This window comes from Pseudomonas sp. MM227 (assembly GCF_947090715.1).
GTDB classification, from domain to species: domain Bacteria; phylum Pseudomonadota; class Gammaproteobacteria; order Pseudomonadales; family Pseudomonadaceae; genus Aquipseudomonas; species Aquipseudomonas baltica.
In genome coordinates, this window is sequence record NZ_OX352319.1 from 501,023 (window position 1) to 516,414 (window position 15,392).

11 protein-coding genes are annotated in these 15,392 nt (G+C 63.0%); 9 read left to right on the forward strand and 2 right to left on the reverse strand.

Features of this window, described 5'->3' with window-relative positions; translation table 11 throughout:
* The first annotated feature begins 1 nt into the window (after position 1).
* From rplI to ONG87_RS02265, 3 genes are all read left to right on the forward strand, one after another.
* On the forward strand, positions 2-448 hold the full coding sequence (gene rplI, locus ONG87_RS02255) for a 50S ribosomal protein L9 (protein ID WP_122480360.1): 447 nt from the start codon (positions 2-4) through the stop codon (positions 446-448).
* Between the two features lie 114 nt (positions 449-562).
* Complete coding sequence (dnaB, locus tag ONG87_RS02260; protein ID WP_122480359.1) at positions 563-1,960, forward strand: replicative DNA helicase; 1,398 nt, start codon at positions 563-565, stop codon at positions 1,958-1,960.
* A 222-nt stretch (positions 1,961-2,182) separates the two neighbouring features.
* Complete coding sequence (locus ONG87_RS02265) at positions 2,183-4,486, forward strand: YgiQ family radical SAM protein (protein ID WP_122480358.1); 2,304 nt, start codon at positions 2,183-2,185, stop codon at positions 4,484-4,486.
* A gap of 30 nt (positions 4,487-4,516) precedes the next feature.
* Here the strand turns inward: ONG87_RS02265 and ONG87_RS02270 are convergent, their stop codons facing one another.
* The gene (locus ONG87_RS02270; RefSeq protein WP_264382131.1) at positions 4,517-4,753 is read right to left on the reverse strand and encodes a hypothetical protein; all 237 of its coding nucleotides are present in this window, start codon (positions 4,751-4,753) and stop codon (positions 4,517-4,519) included.
* A 228-nt stretch (positions 4,754-4,981) separates the two neighbouring features.
* On the opposite strand from ONG87_RS02270, the gene ONG87_RS02275 reads away from it, so the two are divergent.
* The 4 genes from ONG87_RS02275 to azu all read left to right on the forward strand — a co-directional run bounded on the left by ONG87_RS02275 (position 4,982) and on the right by azu (position 11,370).
* A complete protein-coding gene (locus tag ONG87_RS02275; RefSeq protein ID WP_264382132.1) occupies positions 4,982-7,366 on the forward strand; it encodes a transglutaminase family protein in 2,385 nt (794 codons plus the stop codon).
* Positions 7,367-7,438: 72 nt separating this feature from the next.
* Positions 7,439-9,925 carry a circularly permuted type 2 ATP-grasp protein gene (locus tag ONG87_RS02280; RefSeq protein ID WP_192102884.1) on the forward strand — a complete coding sequence of 829 codons (2,487 nt, stop codon included), beginning with the start codon at positions 7,439-7,441 and terminating at the stop codon, positions 9,923-9,925.
* Positions 9,925-10,815: a transglutaminase family protein gene (locus tag ONG87_RS02285; protein ID WP_192102886.1), complete on the forward strand. Its 891-nt coding sequence runs from the start codon at positions 9,925-9,927 to the stop codon at positions 10,813-10,815. The genes ONG87_RS02280 and ONG87_RS02285 overlap by 1 nt, the downstream gene beginning before the upstream one ends.
* Positions 10,816-10,920: 105 nt before the next feature.
* Positions 10,921-11,370, forward strand: a complete 450-nt coding sequence (azu, locus tag ONG87_RS02290; protein ID WP_122480353.1) for an azurin — start codon at positions 10,921-10,923, stop codon at positions 11,368-11,370.
* A 107-nt stretch (positions 11,371-11,477) separates the two neighbouring features.
* Here the strand turns inward: azu and pncB are convergent, their stop codons facing one another.
* The gene (pncB, locus tag ONG87_RS02295; RefSeq protein WP_122714632.1) at positions 11,478-12,698 is read right to left on the reverse strand and encodes a nicotinate phosphoribosyltransferase; all 1,221 of its coding nucleotides are present in this window, start codon (positions 12,696-12,698) and stop codon (positions 11,478-11,480) included.
* A gap of 496 nt (positions 12,699-13,194) precedes the next feature.
* Here pncB and ONG87_RS02300 point away from each other — a divergent pair, with 496 nt between their 5' ends.
* Complete coding sequence (locus ONG87_RS02300; RefSeq protein WP_122480351.1) at positions 13,195-14,331, forward strand: branched-chain amino acid ABC transporter substrate-binding protein; 1,137 nt, start codon at positions 13,195-13,197, stop codon at positions 14,329-14,331.
* A 144-nt stretch (positions 14,332-14,475) separates the two neighbouring features.
* Positions 14,476-15,390: a branched-chain amino acid ABC transporter permease LivH gene (locus tag ONG87_RS02305; RefSeq protein WP_122480658.1), complete on the forward strand. Its 915-nt coding sequence runs from the start codon at positions 14,476-14,478 to the stop codon at positions 15,388-15,390.
* The last annotated feature ends 2 nt before the right edge of the window (positions 15,391-15,392 follow it).

The window sequence follows — 15,392 nt, forward strand, 5'->3', positions numbered from 1 at the left end:
AATGGAACTGATCCTGCTGGAAAAAGTCGCCAACCTGGGCAACCTGGGCGATAAGGTAAATGTTAAGGCCGGCTACGGTCGTAACTTCCTGCTGCCATTCGGCAAGGCTACCGCTGCGACCGCTGCCAACCTGGCTGCGTTCGAAGAGCGTCGCGCCGAGCTGGAAAAAGCAGCTGCCGACAAGAAGGCTTCGGCCGAAACGCGTGCTGCCCAACTGGCCGAGCTGGAAGTGACCATCACTGCCACCGCTGGCGACGAAGGCAAGCTGTTCGGTTCGATCGGCACTCACGACATCGCTGACGCCCTGACCGCCTCCGGCGTCGAAGTGGCCAAGTCTGAAGTGCGTCTGCCGAACGGCACCATCCGTAACGTTGGCGAATACGACGTGGCCGTGCACCTGCACAGCGACGTTGAAGCTACCGTACGCGTTGTCGTAGTAGCTGCATAAGTCGGCTGGCACCTCTGGTGCCAGGCGGTTTAACATCGGGCACGACCTGTTCACAGGTCGTGCCCTTTGTTTTTGTGAAGAAGCCGTTTTCTGCAACCCGAATTTCAAGTGGCCATGAACGAGATATCCGCTCCCGAGCAATACGATCTGCAAACCGCTGCCCTCAAGGTGCCGCCGCATTCCGTCGAGGCCGAACAGGCCGTGCTCGGTGGGTTGATGCTGGACAACAACGCCTGGGAACGTGTGCTCGATCAGGTTTCGGACGGCGATTTCTATCGTCATGACCACCGGCTGATCTTCCGCGCCATCGCCAAGCTGGCCGATCAGAACACGCCTTTCGACGTGGTCACCCTGCACGAACAGCTCGACAAGGAAGGCCAGGGCACTCAGGTCGGTGGCCTGGGTTACCTGGGCGAGCTGGCGAAGAACACCCCGTCGGTGGCCAACATCAAGGCCTACGCGCAGATCGTCCGCGAGCGTGCCACCCTGCGCCAGTTGATCAGCATCAGCAGCGAGATCGCCGACAGTGCGTTCAATCCGCAGGGGCGCAATGCTGCCGAGATTCTCGACGAGGCCGAACGGCAGATTTTCCAGATCGCCGAGGCGCGGCCCAAGACCGGTGGCCCGGTCAGTGTCAACGACCTGCTGACCAAGGCCATTGATCGCATCGACACCCTGTTCAATACCGATGCGGCCATCACCGGCCTGTCCACCGGCTACACCGATCTGGACGAGAAGACCAGCGGCCTGCAGCCGGCCGACCTGATCATCGTCGCCGGCCGTCCGTCCATGGGCAAGACCACATTTGCCATGAACCTGGTGGAAAACGCCGTGCTGCGCAGCGAGAAAGCCGTGCTGGTGTACTCGCTGGAGATGCCAGGCGATTCGCTGATCATGCGTATGCTTTCCTCGCTGGGACGTATCGATCAGACCAAGGTGCGTTCGGGTCGGCTGGACGACGACGATTGGCCGCGCCTGACCTCGGCGGTCAACCTGCTCAACGATCGCAAGCTGTTCATCGACGATACGGCCGGTATCAGTCCGTCGGAGATGCGCGCGCGTACGCGTCGCCTGGTGCGCGAGCACGGCGAGATCGGCCTGATCATGATCGACTACCTGCAGTTGATGCAGATCCCCGGTTCCAGCGGCGACAACCGTACCAACGAGATCTCCGAGATTTCTCGCTCGCTGAAGGCGCTGGCCAAGGAGTTCAATTGCCCGGTGGTGGCGCTGTCGCAGCTCAACCGCTCGCTCGAGCAGCGCCCGAACAAGCGCCCGGTGAACTCCGACCTGCGAGAATCCGGCGCCATCGAGCAGGATGCCGACGTGATCATGTTCGTCTATCGCGACGAGGTGTATCACCCGGACACCGAGCACAAGGGCATTGCCGAGATCATCATCGGCAAGCAGCGTAACGGTCCGATCGGTTTCATCCGCCTGGCCTTCATCGGCAAGTACACCCGCTTCGAGAACCTCGCTCCGGGTAGCTACAACTTCGACGACGACGAGTAGTGATTCTGCAGGTACTGCCCCTTCGCGGGTAGAACCCGCTCCCACAGGAGCCGCGTGCAACGCCGCTTGTTGTGGGAGCGGGCTCTGCCCGCGAAAGGGTCACTGCGGTTTATCAGGTCTACCGGATAAATATCTTCGCCAGCCATTTCCGACTAAAGCCATCGGAATTGGTTATTTTTTGTGCTATATTCCGCGCCCGCGATTTTTCATACGGTCATCGACATGCAAGCAGCCAAGCCGCTTTTTGACTATCCCAAATACTGGGCCGAATGCTTCGGCCCAGCGCCTTTCCTGCCTATGAGCAGGGAGGAGATGGATCAGCTTGGCTGGGATTCCTGCGACATCATCATCGTCACCGGTGATGCCTATGTCGACCATCCGTCGTTCGGCATGGCCATCATCGGCCGGCTTTTGGAAGCCCAGGGGTTTCGCGTGGGCATCATTGCCCAGCCGAACTGGCAGTCCAAGGATGACTTCATGAAGCTGGGCGAGCCGAACCTGTTCTTCGGTGTCGCGGCCGGCAACATGGACTCGATGATCAACCGCTACACCGCCGACAAGAAGGTGCGTTCCGACGACGCCTACACGCCCGGCGGCCAGGCCGGCTCGCGGCCAGACCGCGCCAGCCTGGTGTACAGCCAGCGATGCAAGGAAGCCTACAAGCATGTGCCGATCGTGCTGGGCGGCATCGAAGCATCGCTGCGCCGCATCGCGCACTACGACTACTGGCAGGACAAGGTTCGTCATTCGATCCTGATCGACGCCTGCGCCGATATCCTGCTGTACGGCAACGCCGAGCGCGCCATCGTCGAAGTGGCCCAGCGCCTGTCGTACGGTCAGAAGGTCGAAGAGATCACTGACATTCGCGGCACCGCGTTCATTCGCCGCGATACGCCCAAGGACTGGTACGAGGTCGACTCGACCCGTATCGATCGGCCAGGCAAGGTCGACAAGATCATCAACCCGTACGTGAACACTCAGGACACCCAGGCCTGCGCCATCGAGCAGGAGAAGGGCAACGTCGAAGACCCGAACGAAGCCAAGGTCGTGCAGATCCTGGCCAGCCCGCGGATGACGCGGGACAAGACGGTGATTCGCCTGCCTTCCTTCGAGAAGGTGCGCGGCGATGCCGTGCTGTACGCCCACGCCAACCGCGTGCTGCACCTGGAAACCAACCCAGGCAATGCCCGTGCCTTGGTGCAGCGGCATGGCGAAGTGGACGTGTGGTTCAACCCGCCGCCCATTCCCATGACCACCGAGGAAATGGACTACGTGTTCGGCATGCCCTATGCCCGGGTTCCGCACCCGGCGTACGGCAACCAGAAAATCCCGGCCTACGACATGATTCGCTTCTCGGTGAACATCATGCGCGGCTGTTTCGGTGGCTGCACCTTCTGCTCGATCACCGAGCACGAGGGGCGGATCATCCAGAACCGTTCCGAAGAGTCGATCATTCGCGAGATCGAAGAGATCCGCGACAAGGTGCCGGGTTTTACCGGAGTGATTTCCGACCTTGGCGGGCCGACCGCCAACATGTACCGCATCGCCTGCAAGAGCCCGGAAATCGAATCCGCGTGCCGCAAGCCGTCGTGCGTGTTCCCGGGGATCTGCCCGAACCTCAACACCGACCACTCTTCGCTGATCCAGCTGTACCGCAGCGCGCGGGCACTGCCGGGCGTGAAGAAGATCCTCATTGCCTCGGGCCTGCGCTACGACCTGGCGGTGGAGTCCCCCGAGTACGTCAAGGAGCTGGTGACGCACCACGTCGGCGGCTACCTCAAGATCGCCCCGGAGCATACCGAGGAAGGTCCGCTGAATCAGATGATGAAGCCGGGTATCGGCTCGTACGACAAATTCAAGCGCATGTTCGAGAAATTCTCGAAAGAAGCGGGCAAGGAGCAGTACCTGATCCCGTACTTCATCGCCGCCCACCCCGGCACCACCGATGAAGACATGATGAACCTGGCGCTGTGGCTCAAGGGCAACGGTTTCCGTGCCGACCAGGTGCAGGCGTTCTACCCCTCGCCGATGGCTTCGGCCACCGCGATGTACCACTCGGGCAAGAACCCGCTGCGCAAGGTCACCTACAAGAGCGACAACCTGACCATCGTCAAGAGCGAGGAACAGCGTCGCCTGCACAAGGCATTCCTGCGCTATCACGACCCCAAGGGTTGGCCGATGCTGCGCGAGGCACTGGAACGCATGGGCCGTGCCGACCTGATCGGTCCGGGGAAAAACCAGCTGATTCCGTTGCATCAGCCGGCTACCGACACCTATCAGAGTGCGCGACGCAAGAATTCCACCCCGGCCGGCAGCCACAAGGTGGCCAAGGAAACCCGCATCCTGACCCAGCACACCGGCTTGCCGCCGCGTGCCAGCGACGGTTCCAAGCCGTGGGACAAGCGCGAGCAGGCCAAGGCTGCCGCCGAGGCGCGCAGCAAGCAGGCCGCCAAGGATCGCCAGCAGGCTGCCAAGCCCGGCAAGGGCAAGGGCAAGCCGACCCGCCAGCCGGTCCTGCCGCGCTGATGCACGTTGCGCTGCCGTGAGCGCGATAGCTTACGACTCGGTGTGACCGTCAGGCTCGGTGTCGTTCGACTTCGGCTGCGCTCGTCGCGGTGGGCGGGCGGCGATGGCCTCGTGGGCTGGGTTGTCGGTCGTGTCCAGCACTCCGTCTCTGGTCGCACTGCGGATGGCGTCGATCAATGCCTGGGTGGGGCGCAACGACGTCTTGCGCTGTCTTGAAGGCTGCGCGGTGAGCAGGGCTTGCGCAGCGGTGTCTTGGTCGTTTGGCATGGGGATATCTCTTGATTGAATGAGCGCCCACATTAAGGTGAGCGCCTCCTGCCTGGGCAATACAGGTTTATCGCACCACGATGCGTCCAATGTATGCGACGCTGGCACACGCCGAACTAGGGCAACCGTTCGATCGGATGTCCCGCTTCGCAGTGCAGTGGCTGAACCCTCCACATGGCATAAGTCTTGCGCCGTGCACTTACCTTCCAGGCTCGCAGGAGGCACGCCGTGTCGATTCATGTCGCACTGAACCATGTCACCCATTATCGCTACGACCGCGCCGTCGATGTCGGCCCTCAAGTGGTGCGCCTGCGCCCCGCGCCGCACAGCCGCACGCGGGTGCTTTCCTATGCCTTGAAAGTGTCGCCAGCGCAGCACTTCATCAATTGGCAGCAGGACCCACAGGGCAACTACCTGGCCCGCCTGGTGTTTCCGGAGAAGGCCACCGAGCTGCGCATCGAAGTGGACCTGGTTGCCGAGATCGCGGTGTTCAATCCCTTCGATTTCTTTCTCGAACCGCATGCGCAGCAGATGCCCTTCGCATACACCGACGAAGAGCAGCATGAGCTGGCTCCCTACCTGGAAACCCTGGCCCTGACGCCCAGGTTTCAAGCGTACCTGGACGGCATCGACCGTACGCCGATCCCCAGTATCGATTTCCTGGTCAGGCTGAACCAGCAACTCAGCCAGGACATTCGCTACCTGCTGCGCATGGAGCCGGGCGTGCAGACGCCCGAGCACACGCTGCTCACCGGTGCCGGTTCGTGCCGCGATTCCGCCTGGCTGCTGGTGCAGCTGATGCGCCGACTGGGGATTGCCGCGCGCTTCGTCTCCGGCTACCTGATCCAATTGGTCGCCGATGAGCAGGCCCTCGACGGTCCGTCCGGTACCGATGTCGATTTCACCGACCTGCATGCCTGGTGCGAGGTGTATTTGCCGGGCGCTGGCTGGATTGGTCTGGACGCCACGTCCGGGCTGTTTGCCGGGGAGGGCCACATTCCCCTGGCGTGCAGTCCCGAACCTTCTTCGGCGGCGCCGATCAGTGGCCGGGTGGAGCCCTGTGAGGTGACGTTTTCCCACCGGATGTCGGTGCAGCGTATCTGGCAGACGCCACGCGTCACCTGGCCGTTGAGCGAAGAGCAATGGGCGGACATGCTGGCCCTGGGGCAGCGGGTCGATGCCGATCTGCGCGCAGAGGACGTGCGCCTGTGCATCGGTAGCGAGCCGACCTTCGTGGCCATGGATAGCGCCGATGCCGCGAGGTGGGAAGCTCGAAGCGACGCACCTGCCAGTGGTTTCAAGGCTACGTCGATGCCAGGCGTGTTCAAGGTCGACGTGCCGCAATCCACAAGCTGGGCGCAGTCGATCCAGGGTGTGGATGAGCTGTACGAGCAGGCTCGGCAGCGTCGCCTGGAGGCCCAGCGGTTCATGATCGACGGTCGGCAGACCGGCACCGGCGCGGGTAATCCGTTGCTGCTGGGTGGGACGACGGCGGCGGATTCGCCGTTTCTGCGCCGGCCCGACCTGCTGCGCAGTCTGATCGGCTATTGGCATGATCATCCGGCACTGTCGTATCTGTTCAGTGGCACTGCCTGGCCGACCCCGCGGGTCGACGAAACGCGCGGCGATGCGTTGTACGAACTCGAGATCGCTCTGGCGCAATTGCCCGTTCCCGGCGTGCCGTGCCCAACAGGACTGATCGACCGTGTGCTGCGCCATCTGTTGGTGGATATGACCGGTAACCCTGCCGGCGCGCAGTTCTGCATTGCCCGTCTGGACGGTGACGGACCAGGAGAGCGCGCGGGGCTGCTGCGCCTGCAGGGCCTGGAAATGCCACCCCATGGGCGCATGAACCTGGCTCTGCAACTGTTGCTGCGCAGCCTGGTGGCGCGCTTCTGGCGCAAGCCCTACGCACCGGCCAGGCTGACCCGCTGGGGTACACAGCTGCACGACCGCTTCATGCTGCCGTACTACATCGAGCGCGATTTCGCCGAGGTGATCGACGATCTGAATGCACACGGCTATGCCGTGGATGCCGGATGGTTTGCCGCACAACGGGCGTTTCGCTTCCCCACCATGGGCGACTGCGTGGTAGAGGGGATTGCCGTGGAGCTGCGCCATGCCCTGGAGCCTGGCCCCGGACGAGGCAGTGCCAGTGGCGCGCCGCAGTCGCCGGACGCATCGCTGGAGCGCCTGCAGGTGCGCGTCAATGGGTTGCTGGCCGATCGTTACCGGCTGGCTGTCAACGGCCAGCCCCTGCCGCTGACCGCTACCGGTCGTGCCGGCGAGTTCGTTGCGGGAGTGCGCTACCGTGCCTGGCAGGCCGATCACGGCGATGACGTCGCCGGCCAGGCGCATGTGCCGCTGACCTTCGACATCGTCGACACCTGGACGCAGCGCTCGCTGGGTGGGTGCCAGTACCATGCGGTGCACCCCGGCGGGCGCAGCTACGACAGCCCACCGGTGAATGCCAACGAAGCCGAAAGCCGGCGTCTGGCGCGGTTCTTTCGGATCGGCCACAGTCCCGGCAGGTTGGTACTGCCAGCGCTCAAGGTGGACGATGACTTGCCGATGACCCTGGACATGCGCCGCGTTCCTCAAGGCGGGGTGTGAGCCATGGACGGTATCCGCGCACCGTGCAGGCTGCGATAATCGTTCTTCTCAACGCTGCCCCCGAGCTTCGCCATGTCTGACCTGCTCGATCGTTACTCGCTGTCCGGCGGGTCCTATCATGAAATGCTCGAACCCGATGGCGGCGTGCGCCCGCACTGGCGGCGCCTGTTCGAGCATCTGCAACGCAGTGCGCCAGGCCAGTTGTCGCAGCGCCAGGCGTCGCTGACACGGCAGATCCAGGAAAACGGCGTCACCTACAACGTCTATGCCGACCCCAAGGGGGCCGATCGGCCGTGGGAACTGGACCTGCTGCCGCACATCATTCCTGCCCACGAATGGCGCCAGGTCGCGGCGGGTATCGCCCAGCGGGCACGCTTGCTCAACGCCGTGCTGGCCGATATCTATGGCCCGCAAACGCTGATTGCCCAAGGGCTGCTGCCCGCCGAGCTGATCTTCGGGCACAACAACTACCTGTGGCCGTGCCAGGGCATGCAGCCGCCGCAAGGCACGTTCCTGCACCTGTATGCGGCGGACCTGGCGCGCACGCCCGATGGACGCTGGTGGGTCACCGCCGACCGGACCCAGGCGCCCTCCGGCGCAGGTTATGCGCTGGAAAACCGCATGGGCCTGTTGCGGACCTTTCCCGAGCTGTACCGCGACTTGAAAGTCGAGCACATGGCCGGCTTTTTTCGCACCGTGCAGGACACCATGAGCCGACTGGCCGCCAGCGCCAACGAGGCGCCGCTGGTGGTGCTGTTGACGCCTGGGCGGTTCAACGAAAGCTATTTCGAGCATCTGTATCTGGCACGCCAGCTCGGCTATCCGCTGGTCGAGGGCAGTGACCTGACCGTGCGCGAGGCGACCGTCTACCTGAAGACCTTGAGCGGTCTGCGCCGGGTGCACGCGATCATGCGTCGCCTGGACGACGATTTCTGCGACCCCCTGGAGTTGCGCACCGACTCTGCCCTGGGCGTGCCCGGCCTGCTCGACGCCGTGCGCCAGGGCAATGTGATGGTGGCCAATGCCTTGGGCAGCGGCGTGCTCGAATCGCCCGGGCTGCTGGGTTTTCTGCCGCGGATCTGTGAGCACCTGTTCGGCGAAACCTTGATCCTGCCGTCAATCGCCACCTGGTGGTGCGGCGAGCCGCCGGTGCTGGCCCAGGCCCTCGAGCGGCTGGACGAGCTGGTGATCAAGCCGGCCTTCCCGTCGCAGAACTTCGGCCCGGTGTTCGGTCGGGATCTGGACGCCGCCCAGCGTCAGGCGCTGACCGAACGCATTCAGGCCCGGCCCTATGCCTACGTCGCTCAGGAAATGGCGCAGCTGTCCCTGGCGCCGGTGTGGCATGGCCACGGCAACCACCTGCAACCCAGGGCGATCGGCATGCGCGTGTTTGCGGTCGCCGCCGCCGACGGTTACCGAGTGTTGCCCGGCGGCTTGACCCGAGTGGCCACGGACGCCGATGCCGAAGTGGTGTCGATGCAGCACGGCGGCGCCAGCAAGGACACCTGGGTGTTGGGCGAGCACGCTCCGGTCGGCGAGCAGTGGCGGGCGCAGCGAACCATCGGGGTCCATGATCTGGTGCGCATGGACCCCTACCTGCCTTCGCGGGTGGTGGAGAACCTGTTCTGGTTCGGCCGTTACTGCGAGCGTTGCGACGGCAGCGCACGACTGCTGCGGATCATTCTCGGCCGCTATCTGGACGGCGACGATCCTCAGGCGCTGCAGGCCGCTGTCGATCTGGCCGAGAGCCTGCACCTGTTGCCCGAAGAGGGCGACCTGCGCGAGCGCCTGCTGATGGCCCTGCGCGGTGAGGATTGGGCGTTCAGCCTGCGTGCCAACCTGCAGCGTCTGCAATGGGCGGCGTTTCAGGTGCGCGGCAAGCTGTCGCGAGAGAACTGGCAGGCGTTGGGCGAACTGCAGCGCGAGTCACTGGTGCTTGAAGTCGACGTGCCGGACCTGGGCGAGCTGCTCGACTTCCTCAATCGACTGGTGATGAACCTGGCTGCACTGTCCGGTTTTGCGCTCGACGACATGACCCGCGATGAAGGCTGGCGTTTTCTGATGATCGGGCGACGCATCGAACGCCTGCAGTTTCTCAGCAATGGCTTGTCGGCGTTTCTGGCAAGCGATGCGCTGGACGAACAGGCTGGCCTGGACTGGCTGCTCGAGTTGGGCAACAGCAGCATCACCTATCGTTCACGCTACCTGGCCGTGCCGCAGTTGATTCCGGTGCTGGACCTGCTGTTGCTCGACGCCCAGAACCCCCATGCCGTGTTGTTCCAGCTCAAGCTGGTGGCGCGGGCCGTACGCCGCCTGAGCGATGAATTCGACCTGCCGGTGGATCGCGCCCTGGAGCCACTGATCGAGCGCGTGGCGCGCTTCGATCTGGGTACCCTGGAAAACGCGCTGTTCGGTGAAGCCAGCGTGCGCGCCGTGCTCGACGGCCTGCGCAGCCTGCTGGAGGATATCGCCAGTGTGAGCGTGCAGGTATCGGACCGCCTGGCGTTGCGCCATTTCGTCCATGTCGACGATGTCAGCCAGCAAACGGTGTCGGTGTGATGAGTGCGCATTACCAGATCGTTCACGACACCCGTTACTGCTACGACAGCCCAGTGTCGCTGGCCAAGCAGCTGGCTCACCTGTGGCCGAGGCCTTGCGCCTGGCAGGTGTGCCATGAGCACGCACTGCAGATCAGCCCCGAACCGACCCGGCGTACCGATGAGCTCGATGTGTTCGGCAATCCGCTGACGCGGCTGGCGTTCGAGCGCCCCCACGATGAACTCAAGGTTGGCGCGCGCCTGCATGTCGAGGTGCTGCCACGAGCGCCGGTCGTGCTTGCCCGGTCGCCGGCCTGGGAGTCGACCCGCGATGCCCTGTGCTATAGCGGCCGGCCAGTCGCCGCGCAGGTGCTGCAAGCCTGTCGCTACCGCTTCGAGTCCCCCTACGTGCGCCTGAAGAAAAGCTTCGTGGCGTTTTCCGCCAGTTGCTTTCCGTCCGGCAGGCCGATGCTGCAGGGTGCCCAGGCCCTGATGCAGAAGATCTTCAGCGAGTTCACGTTCGATGCCATGGCTACCCAGGTGGCGACGCCGCTGGTCGAGGTGTTGGAGAACCGTCGGGGCGTCTGCCAGGACTTCGCCCACCTGATGCTGGCCTGCCTGCGCTCACGCGGTTTGGCGGCACGCTACGTCAGCGGCTACCTGTTGACCCAGCCACCGCCAGGGCAGCCGCGAATGATCGGCGCGGATGCGTCGCATGCCTGGGTGTCGGTGTTCTGCCCGGTGCTGGGATGGGTCGATTTCGACCCCACCAACAACGTTCAACCGGGGCTGGAACACATCACCCTGGCATGGGGGCGTGATTTCAGCGACGTGTCGCCCTTGCGCGGAGTGATTCTGGGCGGGGGTGGGCACGATCCCGAGGTGCGCGTGACCGTTCTGCCGATGGTTTGAGCCGAATGTTTACAGCGAATGTCTGAGTGCTGGCAGAGTGCTGCAGCCTGCGGCCAATCGTGAAATGATTGCCGCCGTAGCCATTTCCCCTGCCTGGAGACTCACATGTTTGCAAAAGCTGTAGCGGTATCAGTGCTTGCCCTGGCCAGCGGTCAGTTGCTGGCAGCCGAGTGCTCGACCACCGTCGATTCAACCGACCAGATGACCTTCGGCAGCAAGGCTATCGAGATCAGCAAGAGCTGCAAGACGTTCACGGTCAACCTGACCCACTCCGGCAGCCTGCCCAAGGAAGTCATGGGCCACAACTGGGTCCTGAGCAAGGAAGACGATGCCCGCGGCATCGCGATGGACGGCATGAGTGCCGGCATCGACAACAGCTACCTGAAGAAAGGCGACGAGCGCGTGATTGCGTACACCAAGGTCATCGGCGCCGGGGAGAAGGATTCGGTGTCGTTCGACGTGTCGAAACTGTCGGCAGACCAGAAATACCTGTTCTTCTGCTCGTTCCCGGGTCACCTGGCCATGATGAAGGGGGCGGTGACCCTGGTCGATTGAGGCCTCGATCCGACCCGCAACCCCTGTAGCAGCGGCGCGAGCCGCGTCGGCGGTATCCCGCATAGACCTGATCTACCGTAGCGCCCGTGACGCGGCTTGCACCGCTGCTACAAAGAGCCTTCGCCTGTTGCGTTCGGCACCTTGAACACGTGGCGCAGGTAGGCGACGAAATTGGGGTCGCGGCATTGGGTCTTGGCGGCTTCGTCGGAAATCTTCGCCACCGGTTGGCCGTTGCAGTCGGTCATCTTCAGCACGATGTTCATGGGTTCCACGCCTGGAATGTCGCAGGTCAGGTTGGTGCCGATGCCGAAGCTCACGTTGATGCGCCCGCGCAGTGCGCGAAATATCTGCAGGGACTTGGGCAGGTCCAGCCCATCGGAAAACACCAGGGTCTTGGTCATCGGATCGATGCCCAGCTTGCGGTAGTGGGCGATGGCCTTTTCCGCCCAGACCACCGGGTCACCCGAGTCGTGGCGCAAGCCATCGAAGAGCTTGGCGAAGTACAGGTCGAAATCCCCCAGAAACGCATCCATGGTGATGCAGTCGGTGAGCGCGATGCCAAGCAGGCCACGGTACTCGCGCACCCAGCAATCGAGTGCGGCGATCTGGCTGTCGATCAAGCGTGGCCCCAGTTGCTGGTGAGCCATGATCCACTCATGGGCCATGGTGCCCAGCGGCTTGAGATCCAGCTGACGGGCCAGGTGCATGTTGCTGGTGCCGACGAAGCGCCCCGGAAACTCGTGCTTGAGCACCGTGACCACTTCCTCCTGCACCTTGTAGGAAAAGCGTCGACGAGTGCCGAAGTCGGCCACCTGCAATTCGGCCAGCTCTTCGCTGCTGGCATTGGCCTGCAGCCATTCGAACTTGCGATAGAGTTTTTCCCGCGGCTGGCTGAGCAGCACATCGGGATAGCGAATGCGATTGCGTACCTCGCTGACCGTGGCCAGCAGTGGCACTTCGAACAGGATCACATGCAGCCACGGCCCGCGCAGGCGAATGAACAGCTGGTCGTTCTCGATGCCGATGCTCAGGTAGCGCAGGTTGAAGCGAAACAGACCCAGGAAGCGCAGGAAGTCGGGCTTCATGAAATTGATGCCTTCCAGAAAGCTCAGCTGGTCCGGGCCCAGACTCAATTCGGAGAGCTGCTCGAGCTGTTCGCGAATGTCGTTCAGGTAGGGCCGCAGGTCTTCGCCGTTGCGACAACGAAACTCCCACTCGACATCGACGTTGGGGTAGTTGTGCAGTACAGCCTGCATCATGCTCAACTTGTAAAGATCGGTGTCGAGCAGGTTTTGCACGATGCGATCGGCGAATACGCTCTCGCTCATCAGGGTCTCCAGAACCGCGTGCCTCATTTGGAACGGCGGTGGCGCACAGTAGGGGCACATTCTGCCAGCTTTTTGGAGTGCGGGTGGATGTGACGTGCCTTCCCCTGCGCGACCCGTGCCAGTGCCTTGCGCAGGCCCGCGAAGAGAGACGCGAAGTGGCCTGCACCCGGCACTGCAGGAGGATCCTGTGGTGCGCGGTGTAGCGGTTATGCACCGACAGTGTGCACTTCGGTTACGTCGGCGGTTACAGCGTGGTTGCCCACGGGCGCTGCGTGGGGTTGCAATGATGGCGCATACGGGTTGTACCCGCACTCTTTGCGGGTTCCACCATTCCCGTGCCAGACGGTTGCACGACCTGTAGAAAATGGTTCCGGCGCAGTGAAGTGCTCCTGAAAATGAAAACTGCGCAAGTTGGGCAAATGCGCTGGCACGGCCCTTGCTCTGAGCAATGCGCTGAAGCTGTAGTGCCAACCAAAAAAATTCAGGAGCACCACTCATGTCGCAGACGTTCTACAGGAAAGGTTTTCTGGCCCTCGCAGTGGCAGCTGCGCTGGGCGCTTCGTCGATTGTTCAAGCCGACATCAAGATCGGCGTAGCAGGGCCGATGACCGGTGCCAACGCATCGTTCGGTCAGCAGTACATGAAGGGTGCACAGGCGGCAGCCGATGCCATCAACAAGGCCGGCGGCGTGAATGGGGAAAAGATCGTCCTGGTTGCCGGTGATGACGCCTGCGAGCCGAAGCAGGCCGTGGCCGTCGCCAACCGGCTGGCCGATCAGGACAAGGTCGCAGGGGTGGTGGGGCACTTCTGTTCCTCGTCCACCGTTCCGGCATCCGAGGTGTATGCAGACGCCGGCGTGCTGATGATCACCCCTGGCTCGACCAACCCGACCGTGACCGAACGTGGCCTGCCGGCGGTATTCCGCATGTGCGGTCGCGACGACCAGCAGGGCATCGTGGCCGGCGACTACATCGTCGACGTGCTCAAGGGCAAGAAAGTCGCAGTGATCAACGACAAGGACACCTACGGCAAGGGCCTGGCCGACGCCACCTCGGCACAGCTGACCAAGCGCGGTGTCAAGCCGGTGCTAGAAGAAGGCCTGACCCGCGGCGAGAAAGACTTCAGCGCCCTGGTCACCAAGATCCGCTCCACCGGCGCCGATGTGGTGTATTTCGGCGGCCTGCACCCCGAAGCCGGGCCACTGGTTCGGCAGATGCGCGAACAGGGCCTCAAGGACGTCAAGTTCATGTCCGACGACGGCATCGTCACCGACGAACTGGTCACCACCGCTGGCGGTGCGCAATACGTCGACGGCGTGTACATGACCTTCGGCGCCGATCCGCGCATGCTGCCCGACAGCAAGGCGGTGGTTGAGGAGTTCCGCAAGTCCGGCTACGAGCCAGAGGGCTACACTCTGTACGCCTACGCTTCGTTGCAGGCCCTGGCTGCAGGCTTCAACGGCGCCAAGTCGAACAAGGGCGAAGAGGCTGCCAAATGGCTGAAGGCCAACCCGGTCAAGACCGTCATGGGCGAGAAGGCCTGGGACTCCAAGGGTGACCTGAAAGTGTCCGACTACGTGGTCTACCAGTGGAACGCCGAGGGCAAGTACAAGCAGCTGGAACAGCAGAAGTAGGACGTTTGCACTGGCGCATGCCAGTCCGGGCCGCCCTTGGGATGGCCCACGTTTCCCTCAATACCGCCTGACAGGTGGCGGGCGGGCCAAGGCCTGTCCGCACCTTGCGCGGTGCGCGGTTCCAGACGTTCGTGAGAGTGCATGATGGACGGTATCTTCCTGCAACAAATGATCAACGGCCTGACCCTGGGGTCGGTGTACGGCTTGATCGCCATTGGCTACACCATGGTCTATGGCATCATCGGCATGATCAACTTTGCCCACGGCGACGTTTACATGATCAGCGCCTACCTGGCCGCCATAGGCCTGGCCGTGCTGTCGTTCTTCGGCCTCGAATCCTTTCCGTTCCTGATCCTCGGCACATTGGTGTTCACCATCGTGGTGACCGGTGTGTACGGCTTCGTGATCGAGCGCGTGGCCTACAAGCCGCTGCGCAACTCGACCCGGCTGGCGCCGCTGATCAGCGCCATCGGCATATCGCTGATCCTGCAGAACTACGCGCAGATCAGCCAGGGCGCTCGCCAGCAAGGCGTCCCGACCCTGCTCGAAGGGGCCTGGCGCCTTGAAGTGGGCACCGGTTTCGTGCAGATCACCTACACCAAGATCTTCATCCTCATTGCCGCCTTCGTGGGCATGGGCGTGCTGACCTACATCATCAAGTTCACCAAGCTTGGGCGCATGTGCCGCGCCACCCAGCAGGATCGCAAGATGGCCTCGATCCTGGGCATCAACACCGACCGGGTCATTTCCTACGTCTTCATCATCGGCGCGGCCATGGCGGCGCTGGCCGGCGTGTTGATCACCATGAACTACGGCACGTTCGACTTCTATGCCGGGTTCATCATCGGCATCAAGGCGTTCACCGCAGCGGTACTGGGCGGCATCGGCTCATTGCCCGGCGCCATGCTCGGTGGCCTGATACTGGGGGTTGCCGAATCGCAGTTCTCCGGCTTGATCAACTCCGACTACAAGGATGTGTTCAGTTTCGGCCTGTTGGTGCTGATCCTGATCTTCCGTCCCCAAGGCCTGCTGGGTCGCCCACTCGTGGCGAAGGTATAAGT